The organism is Neglectibacter timonensis (genome assembly GCF_900048895.1).
GTDB classification, from domain to species: domain Bacteria; phylum Bacillota; class Clostridia; order Oscillospirales; family Acutalibacteraceae; genus Acutalibacter; species Acutalibacter timonensis.
Genome location: NZ_LT160637.1, coordinates 189667 through 207142 on the forward strand (window position 1 = coordinate 189667; position 17476 = coordinate 207142).

Consider the following 17476-nt stretch of genomic DNA (forward strand, 5'->3'; position numbering starts at 1 on the left):
CAGAATGGCTCAAACGTCCCAGTTTGCTTCCTTGGCAAATTTCACGATGAAATCCCGGCGGGGCTCCACTTTATCTCCCATGAGCACGGTGAAGATTTCGTCCGCCTCCGCGGCGTCCTCCACCTCTACCCGCCGCATCGTCCGGCGGGCGGGGTCCATGGTGGTCTCCCAAAGCTGCTCGGAGTCCATTTCGCCCAGGCCCTTATAGCGCTGTATCTCATAGTTGGCGCCCAAATCCGCCATAATCTGGTCCCGCTCCGGGTCGGAGAAAGCATAATAATGCCGTTTTCCCTTTGTGAGCCGGAACAGGGGAGGCTGCGCAAGATAGACGTGCCCCTCTTCTACCAGGGGCCTCATAAAGCGGTAGAAGAACGTCAGCAGCAGCGTACGGATATGGGATCCGTCCACATCGGCATCCGCCATGATGATGATTTTGCCGTAGCGAAGCTTGTTCAGGTCGAAATCCTCACCGATGCCGGTGCCCAGGGCCGTAACCACAGGCATCAGCTTTTCGTTGCCGTACACTTTGTCCAGCCGCGCCTTCTCCACATTGAGCATCTTACCCCAGAGAGGGAGGATCGCCTGAAATTTCCGGTCCCGTCCGCCTTTGGCGGAGCCGCCGGCGGAATCTCCCTCCACGATATAGATTTCAGTTTCCGATGCATCCCGGGATTGGCAGTCCGCCAGTTTGCCGGGCAGTGTGGTATTCTCCAGCGCCGTTTTCCGGCGCGCCAGATCCCGCGCCTTCCTGGCGGCTTCCCTGGCCCGCGACGCTGCCAGCGCCTTATCGAAAATAGCCCGTGCCGTGGCCGGATTTTCCTCTAAAAACGTGGTCAGCTTTTCCGATACCATGGAGCTTACCAGCCCGCTGATCTCCGTATTTCCCAGCCTTGCCTTGGTCTGCCCCTCAAACTGGGCGTCCTTCAGCTTGACGCTGATGACGCAGGTAAGCCCTTCCCGCACATCCTCGCCGCTGAGATTTTTGTCGTTATCCTTGAGGATGTTATACTTTCGGGCATAATCGTTCATCACACGGGTGAGGGCGCGTTTAAAGCCGTCCTCATGGGTGCCGCCGTCCGTGGTATGGATGTTGTTGGCAAAAGAAAGAATCAGCTCGTTAAAGCTTTCCGTGTACTGCAGGGCGATTTCCGCCGTGGAATTTTCATCCTCCGCTGCAGCGGAAAAATGAATAATTTCCGGGTGGATCACCTCAATGGCCTTTTTCTTGTTCAAGTAGTCCACGAAGGAGCTTACGCCGCCCTCATAACAGAATTCGCTGTGCAGGATATTCTCAGGATCCCGCTCATCCGAAAGCTCAATACGGATGCCGGCATTGAGAAAGGCCTGTTCCCGCAAGCGGGTCTGCAACGTCTCATATTCATAAACCGTGGTCTCCCGGAAAATTTCCGGGTCTGCCTTGAACCACACATCCGTGCCGTTCATCCTGCTGTTTTCTACGGTGCCCTTTTCTTCCAGCTCCGTTACGGCTTTGCCGCGTTCAAAGCGCTGTTTGTAAATCACACCGTCGCTGACGACACGGACTTCCAGCCACTCTGAAAGAGCGTTCACCACGGAAGCGCCCACGCCGTGCAGGCCGCCGGAAACCTTATAGCTTCCGCCGCCGAATTTTCCGCCGGCATGCAGAATGGTAAACACGACCGTAACAGCCGGCAGACCGGTTTTATGCTGTACCCCTACCGGGATACCGCGTCCATTATCGGAAACATACACAATGTCTCCCGGCAGCAGCTTTACGATAATTCTGTCACAGAATCCAGCCAAGGCCTCGTCAATGGCATTATCCACAATCTCATACACCAGATGGTGCAGCCCTCTCGGCCCTGTGGAGCCGATATACATGCCCGGGCGTTTCCGTACCGCTTCCAGGCCTTCCAGCACCTGAATTTGGTCGCCGTCATATTCTTTCTCTACTTTAGTGATTTCATTGGTATCCAACTGACAATGCCCTCCATTGTGTCTCTTTTTCCACAGGCCAGCCTGCCCTGTTTTAGAGATTCTGCGGTTCTCTTAACGAGGTTATATTATATATTAGTATAACAGATTTTGCTTCTTTTGTAAACCTAAAAAAGCGGGAAATCCTATGGCAAAAAACTCAGGTTTTCTGGGAGTTTCCAAGGATTTACCGTCGTTTTTCCAATCGTTTTTCCCACGATAAGAAAAAAACCAGGCTGAGCAAACAGTCTGGCTTTTTTTCTCGTATTTTTTATTGAAAAACAAGATGCTGCGTTCTCAATTTTCAAGTTTTAAACATCATGTTGATAACTTTGTTGAAAACTCAGTTTTTCTTTTCCTTCAGCTCCCGAAGACGCTGTTCCACATAGGCGGGGTCCTCATATTTCGCAAAAAAGTCATCGCTGACGCTGGGGATTTCCACACTGCTGACCACCCGTGCGGAAGGGACGGGCTCAGCCGGCCTGACTGCTCCGGAACCTGCTTCCGGCCGCCTGACAGAAGATTCTGCACGGCGCTGCACAGGGACATCATGGCGAATATCCGGCGCTGTATCCCCTCTCCGCGGCTGGGCAGGAGGCGTATTTCCCCGGGAAGCAGGAACGGAATCCCCTGTTCTTCTGGCTCTGTTGGCCGGCGCTTCCCGCTGCGGCGCAACCCTTCTGGGGGAAATTTCATCGGCAGCCAGGCGGACAGGAACCTCTTCTTCCGGCAAAGCCGCCTGCTCCGGAGAAAGCTTTACCACCGAGGTCCTGCTTAAATCCTCTTTGGACACCGGCTCCCGCCGGACTGCGCCCACATGGATTTTCACATCGTCCTCATCCGGCTGCTGAATCGGCCCTGTAACATAATCCATCCTGGGGTTGAACTCTCCATGGTCCGACAGGCGATAATCCGGTTTGACGTTTTTGGAATCCGTTACGGGCATGCGCCGGTTTTCCATTCCTCTGCGCGCACCTCTTTTTTTTGCTTCCAATTCCTCCCTGGATACCCGCTTGATTACCGGCTTTGCCAGATAAACTTGGAACAGGCTGAGCAGAAAAAAAACGATAAATGGAATGATTACCTGAAGCACCGTGGAAAGGGAGACGTCATCCAAAATAAACTTGTGGAAAAAATAGATGGCGCCGCCTGCAAAAATAGCGATTACGGCAAACACATAAATCAACGGAGACAGGTAAATATTGGAAATACCGCCGCAGCGCGGGCATTTGTATTCTCCCTGCCGTTTTAAGGACCATGTTCTGATGAGGTTGACCCGCTTTTTGCAGTACGGGCAGATTGGTACTCCAAAATACTGCATCTTTTAACCAGCCTTTCCGATTTCTCTCACATATTCTGCAGGGAAGCCCTGCGCAGCAAAGTCGCCGTGGAAATCTGCGAGAGATACACGATCTCCCGGCCGCCTTCCCGGCAGACAATAAAGGATTTCGGCAGCTCCATTGACACATTGACCACACGGTGTTCCTTCTGCGCTCTGGTGAGATAATTTCTTGTATGTTTGGAAACCGTAGAATTGTCCATTTCGAACACGCCTACGATATCTTTCATATTGACAACGGTATTTTGCCCAAGATGCAGGTACATCCGGCACCTCCGAATTTATTTTACACTTTATTCCATATTTTCGGGGAAAACTTTTCCGGCTTCCACCCGGAACCGCATTCCCGTTTTCAACAGCTCAACTGTTTCAGGGCTGCAGCAGGTGAGGAATACCTGCCTTCCATGCAGATGGTTCATCAAATAATCCTGCCGGCTTTGGTCCAGCTCACTCATGACGTCGTCCAGCAGCACAATGGGGGTTTCCCCGGTAAAATCGGAAAGCAGCTCCGCTTCGGCAAGCTTCAGGGCCAGAACTGTGCTTCTCTGCTGTCCTTGGGAGCCGTATACCCTGGCGGAAAATCCATCCAGCATAATCTCAAAGTCATCCCGGTGGGGACCGGAATTTGTGAATCCGGAACGCAAATCGGTATTCCGGGTACGGGCCAATTCCTCCAAAAAAGCCTGCTCGGCATCCGGAAGAGATAAGTTTTCCACATAATTTTTAACGGAAGGGGAATAGCTGATCTGAATTTCCTCATGGTTTTTGGAAATCCCCGCATAAACCCCGTGGACCTTCGGCGCCAGCCTTTCAAGATATTTGCCCCGTTCCCGCATCACCTCCGCCCCCAGCTTTGCCAAACGCAGATCCCATACAGATAAGGTATCTTCCAATTCGGGATATCGGGAAATATCCTTCAGCAGCGCGTTTCGCTGCAGCAGAGACCGGTTATATACGCTGAGAAGCCCGGCGTAACCCGGCTTCATCTGACAAAGGGCGCCGTCCAGAAAGCCTCTGCGGCGGGCGGGACCTTCTTTGATCAAAAGCAGATGCTCCGGAGAAAAGATGACGGCGCACACTTTGCCGATCAAAGCGGAGCCTGTCTTTTTCTTTACCCCGTTGATTACGGAATTGCGCCTGCCGTTTTCAAAATTCAGCACCGCGCTCTGATCCCGCTCCTCGCTGTGAAAATCCAAAGCCAGAGAAGCTTTTGAGGTATTGGTCCCCTTCTGCACATCCAATTTCGGCAGTTCCGCATCTTTTGCGCCCCGGAAGGAATGGCCTCCCGTAAAGAGCCAGAGACTTTCCAGCAGGTTCGTCTTTCCCTGCGCGTTCCCCCCGTAAATCACATTGACCCCTTTACAGGGAAAGAGCTCTCCATCTTCCAGGTTTCTGAAATTTTGGGTTGCCAGGCGAATTACGTGCATGAAAGGAATCCTCTCTAAAAAAAGTAAAAAGAGCTACCGCACGGCAAATTCTTTCCCAGCGTAGGACGCCGTATCACCGGAACGAAGCTTTTTTCCCCGCATGGTACAGGTTTCTCCATTGACGGAAACTTCCCCATTTTGAATGACAAACTTTGCCTGCCCGCCGGTGTCCACCAAGCCGGTCAGCTTTAAGAGGGCGTCCAGCCTGATAAATTCCGTGCTGATTTCAATTGACTCCATAATTTCCTCCCAACTCTTGAAAAGTTGGATCCTCATTTTTGGTCAGTTCCAGCGCCCGCGTCTGAAACTGCCATTCTTTTTCCAGGGTGCAGCCCTGCCTTTTCTCAGTCGTTCTTCAGGCGGACAGGAAGCACCAGGAAGAGAAAGCTGTCTCCCTCTTTTGGGACAATTTTCATAGGGCTCAGAGAACCGCCCAGCTGAATTTTTACTTCGTCGCACTCCGTATTGCGGAGCGCTTCCAACAGATAACGGTTATTAAAGCCGATCTCCACGTTTTCGCCTGTCATATCCGCGCTCAGCTGGTCGCTGGCGCGTCCCATGGACGTAGTGCAGTTGAGCTTGATTTCATTTTCTTCAAACAGGCAGCGGACAGGGCTCTTCAGCCTGTCGGTAATCAGCAGGGAAACGCGCTCCACGCTCTCTATCGCATCTCTGGTACGCACGATGACATCGGTTTTGCTCTCTGGAGGAATAGCAGCCTTGTAATTGAGGAATTCTCCTTCCAGAAGGCTGGAGATTACGGTATAATTTTCTATTTTAAAAAGGATATGCCGCTTTCCCGCGGAAATTTCCACAGGCTCCTCGCTGTCCTTGAGCAGTTTGAGAATTTCCCCCAATGTTTTTCCAGGCACGACAAAGGAGATATCTTCCGGAAAAACCACAGCTTCTGTACGTTTTGCAAGCCGGTAGCCGTCCACGGAAACCACATCCAGCTTTCCGGCTTCAATGTTGAACAGGCTTCCTTGATGAATGGGCTTTGCGTCGCTCTCCGCTACGGCGAACAAGGTTTGGCGGATCATGCTTTTGAGAAGGTTTGCAGGCAGTTCAATTACTGTGGAATCCGTAAGTTTCGGAAGCTCCGGAAATTCTTCAGCCGGGATGCCGATAATGGAAAACTTGCTGAAACCGCTTTCTATGGACGCCATATTTTTTTCGTCTACAGAAATGGTGATTGTTTCTGCAGGGGTCTTGCGTACAATGTCGGAAAACAGCTTCGCGCTCAGCACTGCTTTTCCGGGCTCCTGTGTGGTGGAGGGAATGACGGTGGTGATACCCAGTTCCAAATCATAGGCACACAGTTCGAGGCTGCCTTCTGTTGCGCTGATAAGGATTCCCTCCAGCGCAGGAATGGACGTCTTTGTGGAGACGGCTCTCTGTATATTTGTGACTGCTTCAGTCATGTCGCTTTTGCTGACTGTAAATTTCATTTAATGATTCACGCTCGCTTTCGAAAGGATCCTGATAGAGGAGTTATTTTGTGATGCAGACGTTTCGATTTCTGCGAAGAGCAAAACAAAGCTCTTTTTGTTCTTTTACTATATTCTAGATTTAACAGTAATATTAGGGGCTGTGAAAATGTGGAAAAGGTTATTTTTCTCAGTTGCTTCCTGAAAAAAAGGTCTGTGTGTTTTTCTTTTTGCCCCGTGGAATCTTTGTGGAGGCCGTTGGAAAGTTTTCCTTTCTTCCACGGTCTGTGGAAAGCTGTTTGTGGAATGTTGGAAAAACTGTGAAAAACTTATCGGTCACGGATGTTCTTAATGATGTCGTCTACCATAGCCTTCATGTGCGGGTCGTTCTTCAGGTTTTTTTCCACCTGGCGGATGGCATAGACCACAGTGGAGTGATCCCTGCCGCCGAAGGTCTGTCCCACCTCTACCATGGACATCTGGGTGATTTCACGGACGATATACATGGAAACCTGCCTGGCGGCCGAAATATTAGAATTCCGTTTCTGAGAGCGGATATCTTCCGAGGTGATGCCGCCGTAAGTGCGGGCCACCTCTTCAATAATCTTATCCACTGTGACGGGAGCCGGCTGATCGTTATTAATGATGTCGCTGATAGCCGCCTGGGCGGTAGCTATATTGATGGGCTTCGATTCCAATAAATAGAATGCGCGCAGCTTTTTGACAGCGCCCTCCAGCTGACGTATGTTGCTTTTCAGTTTATTTGCAATGTATTCGCACACGTTGTCCGGAATGGTAAAACCTAAGGATTCCGCCTTGCGGGTGATAATGGCAATTCGGGTCTCAAAATCCGGCGGCTGGATATCTGCGGTGAGGCCCCACTCAAAACGGGTTTTCAGGCGGTCATCCAGGGTGGCGATGTCCTTCGGCGGCCGGTCGGACGTGAGGACAATCTGTTTTTTTGCCTCATACAGGGTGTTGAAGGTATGGAAGAATTCTTCCTGAGTGGATTCTTTGCCTGCAATAAACTGAATATCGTCAACAAGAAACAGATCTGCATGCCGGTACTTTTCCCGGAATGCCGCTGTGGTACCGCTTTTAATGGCTTCGATCATCTCATTTGTGAAGTCGTCGCCCTTAATGTAGACGATGGACATCTGAGGAAAGGATTTATGCACTTCTTTGGAAACGGCATAAAGCAAATGAGTCTTTCCGAGCCCGGAATTTCCATAGATGAACAGGGGATTGTACAGTATGGCGGGTTTTGTCGCCACAGCCAGACAGGCGGCATGAGCAAAACGGTTGGAAGAGCCCACCACAAAGGTGTCGAAGGTGAGTTCATAATCGCCGTCAGCCGCAGTGTCCGGTTCCTTCTTCTTCGACCTGAGTTCTTCTTTGACACAGAGGGAAAAATCAATTTTGGAACCGAATACACTTTGAAACGCTTCGCTCAGCAGATCGCTGTAGCAGCGCAGAAGCGTCTGTTTATGAAATTCATTGGGCGCTTCAAGTATGGCTACGCCGTCTGTAAAATCCAGAGACACCGGTTTCAGACGGCTGAACCAGGTTTTAAAAGCCACTTCTGTGATTTTGGATCTGCAATAATCGCAGATAAGTTCCCAAGCCTGATCGAATGAATCCAAAATAGATTACCCTCCAACACAAAATGATCCCGCATAAAATAGAAAAATGCCGATATTCAAGGTAAAGTATATCATAAAGCGGGTTTTATTTCAAATTTTTTTGCAAGCCGGGCATGGGTGCTTCTTTCCGGAAAAGACATACAATCTGTTGTGTTTCTGGAAGCTGGAATAACAAGGTATTCCGGTTTCAAAAAAACGATGGAAAAGAGAGGGCCCGGGCGGAAAAAAAATACAGGCCGTGCGCGGTGTTGCGCGAAAAAATTGTGTTGACACAATGGGAAGTTTTACGCTATAATGTTAACTCGCAAGGGAAAGTACCTCGAAAGGAGGGTTTTTATATGCTGAGAACCTATCAGCCGAAGAAGCTCCACAGAAAGAAAGAGCACGGTTTCAGGAAAAGAATGTCTGATAAGAACGGACGCAAGGTACTTGCACGCCGCAGAGCAAAAGGCAGAGCACGTCTTTCTTATTGATGATGCCTTTTAAAGGTCACCTGAGCGTGGCCTTTCTTTGTTTTGCGCAATTTTCGGAACGGATGTGGATATGGACAAGTTCATTTCAATCTGCAGGAACAATGATTTCAGAAGACTCTATGCGAAGGGGAAAAGCTTTGTTTCCCCCCTTGTGGTGGTCTATGTGAAAAAAAACCGGAACCAGGGGCTCCGGGTCGGTATCACCACAAGCAAAAAGATCGGCAACGCCGTCTTGCGCAACCGTTCCCGCAGAGTGATCCGGGAGGCGTTCCGGGAACTTTCCCCCAGAGTGAAAAGCGGATACGATCTTGTTTTCGTGGCGAGAGGGAGAACCCCTCATGTAAAAAGCACGGATGTGAGACGCCATATGGAAAAAGAGCTGACGGCGGCCGGAGTATTGAAACCGGCGGCCTTTTCCGCGCAGGAAAATTAGAAGATGATAAGACGGCTGTTTTTACGGTTGATTCGGTTTTACCGCAGGGCCATCTCCCCGAGAAAGCCTGCTATGTGCCGCTATATTCCCACCTGCTCGGAATATGGCTTGGAGGCCATTGAGAGATTCGGAGCGTTGAAAGGCGGTTTGCTTACTGTCTGGCGTATTCTGCGGTGTAATCCCTGGAGCCGGGGAGGATATGACCCGGTTCCGGAAAAAAAGGAAAAGAAAAAAGGCTGAGAAGCTGAACATAGAGGAGCGCTGCAACGTTGATGCAAATATTTAATTTCTTTGGAAGCATTCTTGGCTATCTGCTGTGGTTTTTATACACGATCTTCCGGAATTACGGCGTGGCCATTATTCTGTTTACCGTAATTTTAAAGCTTGTGATGTTCCCTATGTCCATCAAGCAGCAGAAAAGCATGGCGTCTCAGTCAAAGCTGGCGGATAAGCAGAAGGAGCTTCAGAAGAAGTACGGGACCAATAAACAAAAGTACAATGAGGAGCTGGCAAAGCTCTATGAGAAGGAGGGGGTTAACCCCGGTTCAGGCTGCCTGACTTCCCTACTGCCTTTTCCCATCATGCTGGGCATTTATTATTCGGTTATCCTTCCCCTTTCCAATACGCTGCATATCGCATCGGGATCTATCGAATTGGCAAAGGATTATATTTCCAGGATTCCGGGAATGGTATCCGCTTCTGCCGGCAGCCTTTACGGCGAGTTGGAGATCATCCGTAATTTTGACGCTCTCAAGGGCAATCTGACCATGTTCAATCCCGGGGATATGGAAAAGATGGAGTTTTTCTCAAAGGGCTTTAAATTTCTGGGACTGGATCTGCTGGCCACCCCGCAGCAGTCTGACTTTATGTCCTTCCTGTGGCTGATTCCCGTGCTCTCCCTGGTCACCAGCTTCGGCTATCAGTTCTACATGACGAAGACCTCTATGACCGGTACCCAGGGACAGCCCGGCTGTATGAAGGTGATGATGTATGTCTTCCCCCTGATTAGTGTGTACTGGGCTTATACCATGCCTGCGGCCGTGGGTTTTTATTGGGTAATTTCTTCTGTGACCAGCTTTGTACAGAGCATTGTCACGAACAAATATTTCAGTTATCATCAAATGACAGCTATGAGTGAAGCGCAGCGGGCGGTGACGCTGGAACTTGCGGAGAGGTCGGTGAGGCCGCTGCCTGCGCCGGCACAGAAGGAAATTGCAGACAAGATCGCGGCAGCGGCGCAGGCGCGGCTGCCAAAAGAGAGCAAGCAGAAGCAGGGACAAAAGAAGTCCGGTAAGAAATCCGGTGGATCTTCCAACAGTACGACTGACTATCTTGGAAACAAAAAGTGAAAAAAGGAATTGAGTTTTCCGCCTTGCAAGAGAAAGGAAATGTGAAACCATGATTAGAGAAGCCGTTGCCACAGGCGAGACCGTAGAAATTGCTTTTGCAAATGCCTGCAGAGAGTTGGGCGTGGAGACGACAGACGCAGAATTTGAAATTTTGGAAATGCCTACAAAAAAGACGTTTGGACTTTTTGGCGGCAGTCCAGCAAAGGTGCGGGCCTATATTGAGGAAAACAATCCTGCTCAGGAGGCCGCAAACTATTTGAAAAACGTACTCCGGGAAATGGGACTTCCCGATGTGACGGTAGAAATTCAGGAGGAGGAAGCAGGCGCTGCTCTCACTCTGAATGGAGAGGACATTGGATTTATTATCGGCCATCGCGGAGAGACGTTGGACGCCCTGCAGTATCTTGCCTCCCTGGTGGCAAACCATGTGGATGAATCCTATTACCGCATCACCCTGGATGTGGGAAATTATCGGGAAAAGCGGAAAGAAACTTTGGAATCACTGGGAAAAAAGATGGCGGCCAGAGCGGTGAAAACAGGACGAAACTCTTCTTTAGAGCCGATGAATCCCTATGAGCGCAGAATTATTCACACAGCGGTGCAAACCGTTGAGGGAGCAAAATCTTGGAGCGAAGGCACAGACCTTGCCCGCCACGTGGTAATTGGGCCTGAGGGCGGCGAACGGATACAGCGCAGAGACAACCGCCGGCCTGGAGGAAAGGACGGCAGAAGGAGCGGCGGTTATGACCGGGACCGCCGGAGCGGTTCCAGACCTCCTAGAAGCACAGGAACCAGGCAGCAGACTCCTGTATCCAGACCGGAACATCCCAAGGCAGATGATCCGACGGCGCCGATTTATGGAAAGATAGAAGCAAAAAAATAGTCAGGAAATAGTGTAGGGCGGTCGGATGACCGCCCTGTTTTTTTGAGATTTCAACGCAATGAAGGGAGAGGATCATAAGATGGAGAATCAGCGCACCATAGCCGCGGTTTCCACGCCGCAGGCGCCGGGAGGCATTGGGATTGTCCGCATTTCAGGTTCTGATGCCCGGCAGGTGGCAGACCTTGTATTTCGTTCTAAAAGTGGAAAACGCATTGCTGAATTAAAGGGATACCGGGCGCTTTTTGGCGCCGTCTATACCGGGAATGGAGAAAAGCTGGATGATGTGGTGGCGCTTTTCTTTGCCTCTCCCAGGAGTTATACAGGAGAAGATGTGGTAGAGCTCTCCTGTCACGGCGGACTCTACGTGACAAAAAGGCTGTTACAGGAAGTTTTGGCTGCTGGCGCCGTACCTGCGGGACCAGGAGAGTTTACGCGCCGGGCGTTTCTCAATGGGAAGATGGATTTGACCCAGGCAGAATCTGTTATGCAGCTGATCGGCGCCAGTGGAGAACAGGCGGCGCGGGCTGCAGAGGCTGCCAGCAGCGGCGTGCTTTCCCGGAAAATTGGAAGGGTGCGGCAGGCGCTTTTGGGGCTGTCCGCCCATCTGGCTGCCTGGGCAGATTTTCCGGAAGAAGAGGTTCCAGAGGTGGAAGAAGGGGAGCTTACAGGAGGACTGCACAAAGCGGAAGAGGAACTCTCCGACCTTTTGGCAGGCTTCGATACCGGAAGGGCCTACCGGGAGGGTTTAAAAACGGTAATCGCCGGAAGGCCAAATGCTGGAAAGTCCACCCTGATGAATTTGCTGTCCGGATGTGAACGCTCTATTGTGACGGAGTATGCTGGAACGACCAGGGATGTAGTGGAAGATACAGTGCTTTTAGGAGGCGTACCTCTTCGGTTGGCGGACACTGCGGGAATTCGGGAGACGGAGGACCCGGTAGAGAGTATCGGTGTGGCGGCTGCAAAAGAGCGGCTCAAAACGGCCCAGCTGGTGCTGGCAGTGTTTGACTCTTCACAGGAGCTTTCTTCGGAAGACAGGGAGCTGATGGACAGCCTCAAGGGGATTCCCGCTGTGGCAGTGGTAAATAAGACGGATCTACCGGCAAAATTGGAGGACAGCGTCATTCGAAACAATTTTCGTCATGTTGCCTATCTCTCAGCTTCTTCGGGCGAGGGGCTGGAAAGCCTAAAAAAAGAAGTGTCCGAAATTTTGGACATAGAGCATTTCGACCCTGCAGATGGCGTACTCTCTACAGAGCGGCAGCGGCAGGATGCCAACCGGGCGCTGAAAGCGGTAAAAGAGGCATTGGAGGCACTGAAATTGGGGCTCACCTATGATGCGGTGACAGTTTGTGTGGAGGACGCAATTTCTGCGCTTTCCAGTTTGATTGGGGAGCGGGTATCGGATGAAATTATCGATCAGGTGTTTGAAGAATTCTGCGTTGGAAAATGAGGAACTGCTGTTGCTGTAGCTTTGGCTGTAATCAGCTGAAAACGGAAAACGGAGGAAAATCTCAATGGAGTATGAGGCAGGAAATTTTGATGTAGCGGTGGTTGGGGCCGGGCATGCGGGTATCGAGGCAGGGCTAGCAGCGGCAAGACTTGGCTGCAGCACCGCAGTCTTCACAATTAATCTGGATGCTGTGGGAAACTGTCCCTGCAATCCCAGTATCGGAGGCACGGCAAAGGGCCATCTGGTGAGAGAGATAGATGCTTTGGGCGGAGAAATGGGAAAAACAGCCGACGCCTGTATGATACAGAGCCGGATGCTGAATCTTGGAAAAGGGCCGGCCGTACATTCCCTGCGCGCACAGATCGACCGCAATGCCTATTCCCGTATGATGAAACATAAACTGGAGTGCTGCAAAAATCTGGAGCTGCGGCAGGCGGAAATTGTAAAGCTGGAAAAGATAGAAGGCAAATGGCTTCTGACCACGCGTTTGGGCGCTGTCTATCAATGCGGGGCTGTCATCCTCGCCACGGGTACTTTTTTGGGCGGGAAAATCTATGTGGGAGATGTCTCTTATGAGAGCGGGCCGGATGGAATGTTTCCGTCTGCCTATCTGCCGGATTCTCTTGAAAAACTGGGTATTTCCATGAGAAGGTTTAAAACCGGTACGCCGGCCCGGGTACGCCGTTCTTCTATTGATTTTACCAGCTTGGAAATTCAGGAAGGGGATAATCCGGTGATTCCCTTTTCCTATGAAACGGAAGAAGAACTGACAAACAAGGATATCTGTCATGTGAGCTGGACGAATGACCGCACGAAAGAGGTAATCCTTAAGAATATACACCGGTCCCCCCTCTACGGCGGCATGATCGAAGGGATCGGGCCCCGCTATTGTCCCAGTATTGAGGATAAGATTATGCGGTTTCCCGACAAACCCAGGCATCAGTTATTTATCGAGCCCTGCGGCCTGGATACGGAGGAAATGTACTTGCAGGGAATGAGCTCTTCCCTGCCTGAGGATGTACAAATCGCATTCTATCATACGATACAGGGCCTGGAACATGTTCAAATCATGCGAAATGCCTATGCCATTGAATATGATTGCTGCGATCCTCTGCAGCTGGACTCCTGCCTGGAATTCCGGGATTTTTCAGGACTTTACGGAGCTGGACAGTTCAATGGCAGCTCGGGTTATGAGGAGGCAGCCGCACAGGGGTTGGTGGCGGGAATTAATGCTGCCAGAAAGCTTCAGGGAAAGAGTGCGGTGAAACTGGACCGGGCGGGTTCCTACATTGGCACGCTTATCGACGATCTGGTCACAAAGGGCGTTTCTGATCCTTACCGTATGATGACCTCCCGATCAGAATACAGGCTGGTGTTGCGGCAGGACAACGCGGATGAGCGTTTGACTCCCACAGGCTATGAGATTGGACTGATTTCCGAACAGCGCTGGCAGCGTTTCCAGCAAAAGCAGGAGAGGAAAACCGCGGAGGCGAAACGGGTAAAATCTACGGTGCTGCCGCCTTCAGAGGAGCTCAATCAGATTCTTGTTTCACATGAAACATCACCTGTTACCACCGGCGTTCGGCTGTCAGAACTGCTCAAGCGTCCCCAGCTCAGCTATCAGGCTTTAAAGCCGGTGGACAGGACACGGCCTGATTATCCAGAGTCCGTATTTGAAAATGTAGAAATTGAACTGAAATATGAAGGATACATAGCGAGACAGAAGGCGGACATTGAAGAAATGCGTCGGGTAGAACGAAAAAAACTGCCGGTTGATGTGGATTATCAGCAGATCAAAGGCCTGCGGTTGGAGGCGGCGGAGAAACTTTCCAAAGTGAGGCCGGAAAACATTGGACAGGCCGGAAGAATCTCGGGAGTCAGCCCGGCGGATATTTCCGTTTTGCTTATTTGGCTGGCGGCAAATGGGATGAAGGAAAAGAAAGAGGGCGGAGTATGACTGATATCAGAGCGGCACTGATGGAAAAGAGCAAAAAAGTAGGCGTAAAAGTAGATGCCGGGCAGGCTGACCTTTTTCAGCGCTATATGGAGCTTCTTTTGGAATGGAATGAAAAAATGAACTTGACAGCCATTACAGATCCGGCTGAAATTGTGGAAAAGCATTTTGTTGACAGCTTGTCCTTATTGTCCCTTTATCAGCCGAAGCAGGGAGCAAAGCTTATTGATGTGGGAACAGGCGCTGGATTTCCTGGAATTCCTCTGAAAATTATGAGGCCGGACTTGAAGCTGACTTTGCTGGACAGCCTCAATAAAAGACTGAATTTTCTGAAGGCTGTCTGTACTGAGCTGGGACTGGAAAGCACTTTGGTGCACAGACGTGCAGAGGAGGCAGGTTTGGACAAAACAATGCGGGAAAGCTTTGACGTTGCGGTGGCCCGGGCAGTGGCTCCGCTCAATGTACTCTGTGAGTATTGTATTCCTCTCATTAAAATGAAGGGAATCTTTTTCGCTATGAAAGGGCCTGCCGTACAGGAAGAATTGAATGGTTCCAGCTATGCGATTGAACTTTTGGGAGGCGAAGAGACAGTGCTTCCCTTCCTGCTCCCGGATGGCGAAGAAAGAACGTTGATAAAAATACAAAAAAAGCGGTTTACCCCAAAAGGGTATCCTCGTCATGGCGGAACAATCGCGAAGCATCCTTTGAGCAGCGGTAATAAGTAATATCATACGGAAGAAAGAATGACAAGGAGTGAAATACCATTGGAACTTCTGATGCGAGAGGCAGGAGTAGAGGATCTGGACGGTCTGGATAGAGTGATGCTGGTGATCAGCGACAACAGTGCTGATCGGAATAAAATGGCTGAGCTGGTAGAAAAGCTCAGCCATGATCCTCAGAAATATTTGCTGGTGGCAGAGGACAGGGAAGCAGGCGTTCTTTGCGGAAGTTTGTTGGGCGTTGTTTTCGAAGATATCTGTGATACCTGCCGCCCAATTTTGCTGGTAGAAAATGTGGCTGTGCTTCCTGAGTACCAGGGCAAGGGTGTGGGCAGAAAAATGTTTGAAGAAATCGAAAAATGGGGAAAAGAACAAAACTGTCATTACGAGATCCTTGTATCCGGCCAGAATCGGACGGGCGCTCATGAGTTTTACCGTCGGTTGGGGTTTCATGAGGAAAAGGGATTTAAAAAGTATTTATAAGGAATCCATGCCGACAGAAAAGGATAAATGCCTCTTTGCCGTTCCTAAAATCGGAAAGAGGCATTTTCTTTTTTAGGAACGACAGCTTCCAACAAAAGATGCGGAAAACCGGTGCTAAAATAAAGTTGCGAAAGGGGGAAAAGGCCGATGTTTTTTAAGGACAAGGTGAAGCTTGTAAAACTTCCAGTTTCTAAAATACTGCCCAATCCCTCCCAGCCCAGAAAGACCTTCCGGGAGGACGAGCTTAAAAGCCTGGCGTTAAGCATTGAAGAGAATGGCCTGTTACAACCGGTAACTGTCAGGAAAGAGGGAGGCATCTATTACCTCATCGCCGGTGAAAGAAGGCTTCGCGCCAGTAAAATTGCCGGTCTTCGGGAAATTCCCGCCATTGTGGCCGATTGCGCTCCCAGTGACAGCGCAGTCCTCGCCTTGCTGGAAAATGTGCAGAGAAAAGACCTGCAGATGTTTGAGCAGGCAAACGCTATCGTCAATTTGCTGCGAGAATGGGAGATCACCCAGGAAGAGGCGGCAAAACGTCTCGGAATGAGTCAATCCTATTTGGCAAACAAGATCAGGCTGCTCAAGCTGAGCAACGAAGAGCAGATGGAAATTCTGGAACATCAGCTGTCGGAAAGGCATGCAAGAGCTTTGCTGCGGATCGACGATATGACGGTTCGGCAAAAGGTTCTCCACATGGTAGTGGAAAAAAATCTCAATGTCTCTCAAACAGAGGAACTGGTGGCTGCTGCCGTCCAGCCAAAGACAAAACCGAAAAAAGCAAAACGAACCTTTGTGGCAAAGGATATTCGTTTATTTATCAATACGATTGATCATGCGGTCGATGCCATGAAGACCGCCGGAATCCAGGCGCAGACAGAGCGCAAGGAGACAGACGAGTATATCGAGTGTACCGTACGGATTCCAAAATTAAACAGAGTACAAGTTTAACCCATTCCCTTATTCATTTCCCACAGAGAGGGCGGCCGGCGCTACCAAGCGTCTGGCCGTCTTTTCTTGCTGTGGGAAAGTACCCTTATTGTTTCATGTGAAACATAAAAAAGGATTCGACGAAAAATGCAGGCTGGGCTTTCCTTTAGAGCCGTTTTGTGATATGATAAGAACACTGATTTTGACTGAGTAAGCGCGCCGGGTCGGACGCGGAGGGGGATTCTTCGATGGGAAAGATTATAGCGGCTGCCAATCAGAAGGGCGGTGTGGGAAAGACCACAACCGCGGTGAATCTGGCGGCAGCATTGGGGGACAAAGGGAAAAAGGTGCTGCTTGCCGATACGGATCCCCAGGGAAACAGTACCAGCGGCGTAGGAGTAGACCGCCGGCAGAGCAAGGTGAGCATCTATGATATTTTGATCAACGGGGCAAAAGCTTCTGAAGCTGTGGTGAAGACTTCCTTTAAAAATTTGGATCTCCTCCCCTCTCATATCGATCTGGCCGCCGCTGAATTAGAACTTGCCAATTTGGAAAATAGGGAGTCTATGCTGAAAAATGCTCTTGGCTCCATCCGGACAAATTACGATTACATTTTGATAGACTGTCCTCCTTCCCTGGGCCTAATCACAACCAATGCGCTCAATGCCGCGGATACAATCCTGATTCCCATTCAATGCGAGTATTACGCGCTGGAGGGTCTCTCGCAGCTGATGAATACTGTGCGCAGGATAAAGCGCCAGTACAATGAAAGGCTGGATATTGAGGGCGTGCTTCTGACCATGTATGATGGAAGGCTGAATTTAACACAGCAGGTTGTGGAAGAAGTGAAAAAATATTTTCCCCGCAAGGTATTTAAAACCGTAATTCCGCGTACGGTCCGGCTTTCGGAGGCGCCCGGATTCGGACAGCCTGTGCTCTACTATGACCGGGCTTCCAAAGGCGCAGAAGCCTATGGAAACCTGGCAAAGGAAATTTTAAAAAACAATAAATAA

At 50.3% G+C, this 17476-nt stretch carries 18 protein-coding genes; 11 read left to right on the forward strand and 7 right to left on the reverse strand.

Annotation, left to right across the window (positions count from 1 at the left end):
* Nucleotides 1–9: 9 nt before the first annotated feature.
* The 7 genes from gyrB to dnaA all read right to left on the reverse strand — a co-directional run bounded on the left by gyrB (nt 10) and on the right by dnaA (nt 7789).
* On the reverse strand, nt 10–1956 hold the full coding sequence (gene gyrB / locus BN3911_RS03520; protein ID WP_066861413.1) for a DNA topoisomerase (ATP-hydrolyzing) subunit B: 1947 nt from the start codon (nt 1954–1956) through the stop codon (nt 10–12).
* Nucleotides 1957–2296: 340 nt separating this feature from the next.
* Nucleotides 2297–3274, reverse strand: a complete 978-nt coding sequence (locus BN3911_RS03530; protein WP_066861419.1) for a hypothetical protein — start codon at nt 3272–3274, stop codon at nt 2297–2299.
* Between the two features lie 26 nt (nt 3275–3300).
* Nucleotides 3301–3558, reverse strand: coding sequence for an extracellular matrix regulator RemB (gene remB, locus BN3911_RS03535; protein WP_066861422.1), 258 nt, complete (start codon nt 3556–3558; stop codon nt 3301–3303).
* Between the two features lie 27 nt (nt 3559–3585).
* A complete protein-coding gene (gene recF, locus BN3911_RS03540) occupies nt 3586–4719 on the reverse strand; it encodes a DNA replication/repair protein RecF (RefSeq protein WP_066861424.1) in 1134 nt (377 codons plus the stop codon).
* Between the two features lie 33 nt (nt 4720–4752).
* Nucleotides 4753–4959 carry an RNA-binding S4 domain-containing protein gene (locus BN3911_RS03545; RefSeq protein WP_066861427.1) on the reverse strand — a complete coding sequence of 69 codons (207 nt, stop codon included), beginning with the start codon at nt 4957–4959 and terminating at the stop codon, nt 4753–4755.
* Nucleotides 4960–5063: 104 nt separating this feature from the next.
* Nucleotides 5064–6167 (reverse strand): DNA polymerase III subunit beta, encoded by a 1104-nt coding sequence (gene dnaN / locus BN3911_RS03550; RefSeq protein ID WP_066861430.1) that lies wholly within the window; start codon nt 6165–6167, stop codon nt 5064–5066.
* 308 nt (nt 6168–6475) lie between these two features.
* A complete protein-coding gene (gene dnaA, locus BN3911_RS03555) occupies nt 6476–7789 on the reverse strand; it encodes a chromosomal replication initiator protein DnaA (RefSeq protein WP_066861433.1) in 1314 nt (437 codons plus the stop codon).
* Nucleotides 7790–8127: 338 nt separating this feature from the next.
* Between dnaA and rpmH the strand changes: the two genes are divergently transcribed.
* The 11 genes from rpmH (at nt 8128) to BN3911_RS03610 (ending at nt 17476) form a co-directional block, all read left to right on the forward strand.
* Entirely contained in the window at nt 8128–8262 is a 135-nt protein-coding gene (gene rpmH / locus BN3911_RS03560) for a 50S ribosomal protein L34 (protein WP_020074590.1), read from the forward strand.
* 70 nt (nt 8263–8332) lie between these two features.
* Nucleotides 8333–8695, forward strand: a complete 363-nt coding sequence (gene rnpA, locus BN3911_RS03565; protein ID WP_066861532.1) for a ribonuclease P protein component — start codon at nt 8333–8335, stop codon at nt 8693–8695.
* 3 nt (nt 8696–8698) lie between these two features.
* Nucleotides 8699–8935 carry a membrane protein insertion efficiency factor YidD gene (yidD, locus tag BN3911_RS03570; protein WP_306286909.1) on the forward strand — a complete coding sequence of 79 codons (237 nt, stop codon included), beginning with the start codon at nt 8699–8701 and terminating at the stop codon, nt 8933–8935.
* Nucleotides 8936–8967: 32 nt separating this feature from the next.
* Nucleotides 8968–10044, forward strand: a complete 1077-nt coding sequence (locus BN3911_RS03575) for a YidC/Oxa1 family membrane protein insertase (protein WP_147578510.1) — start codon at nt 8968–8970, stop codon at nt 10042–10044.
* Between the two features lie 49 nt (nt 10045–10093).
* The gene (gene jag, locus BN3911_RS03580; RefSeq protein WP_066861439.1) at nt 10094–10927 is read left to right on the forward strand and encodes an RNA-binding cell elongation regulator Jag/EloR; all 834 of its coding nucleotides are present in this window, start codon (nt 10094–10096) and stop codon (nt 10925–10927) included.
* Between the two features lie 79 nt (nt 10928–11006).
* Nucleotides 11007–12380: a tRNA uridine-5-carboxymethylaminomethyl(34) synthesis GTPase MnmE gene (mnmE, locus tag BN3911_RS03585; RefSeq protein WP_066861441.1), complete on the forward strand. Its 1374-nt coding sequence runs from the start codon at nt 11007–11009 to the stop codon at nt 12378–12380.
* A gap of 64 nt (nt 12381–12444) precedes the next feature.
* The gene (gene mnmG / locus BN3911_RS03590; RefSeq protein ID WP_066861443.1) at nt 12445–14337 is read left to right on the forward strand and encodes a tRNA uridine-5-carboxymethylaminomethyl(34) synthesis enzyme MnmG; all 1893 of its coding nucleotides are present in this window, start codon (nt 12445–12447) and stop codon (nt 14335–14337) included.
* Nucleotides 14334–15059, forward strand: a complete 726-nt coding sequence (gene rsmG / locus BN3911_RS03595; protein ID WP_066861446.1) for a 16S rRNA (guanine(527)-N(7))-methyltransferase RsmG — start codon at nt 14334–14336, stop codon at nt 15057–15059. Before mnmG ends, rsmG begins: the two co-directional genes overlap by 4 nt.
* Before the next feature lie 39 nt (nt 15060–15098).
* Nucleotides 15099–15536, forward strand: a complete 438-nt coding sequence (locus tag BN3911_RS03600; RefSeq protein WP_187127674.1) for a GNAT family N-acetyltransferase — start codon at nt 15099–15101, stop codon at nt 15534–15536.
* 147 nt (nt 15537–15683) lie between these two features.
* Nucleotides 15684–16484, forward strand: a complete 801-nt coding sequence (locus tag BN3911_RS03605; protein WP_066861451.1) for a ParB/RepB/Spo0J family partition protein — start codon at nt 15684–15686, stop codon at nt 16482–16484.
* A 227-nt stretch (nt 16485–16711) separates the two neighbouring features.
* Nucleotides 16712–17476, forward strand: coding sequence for a ParA family protein (locus BN3911_RS03610; RefSeq protein WP_066861454.1), 765 nt, complete (start codon nt 16712–16714; stop codon nt 17474–17476).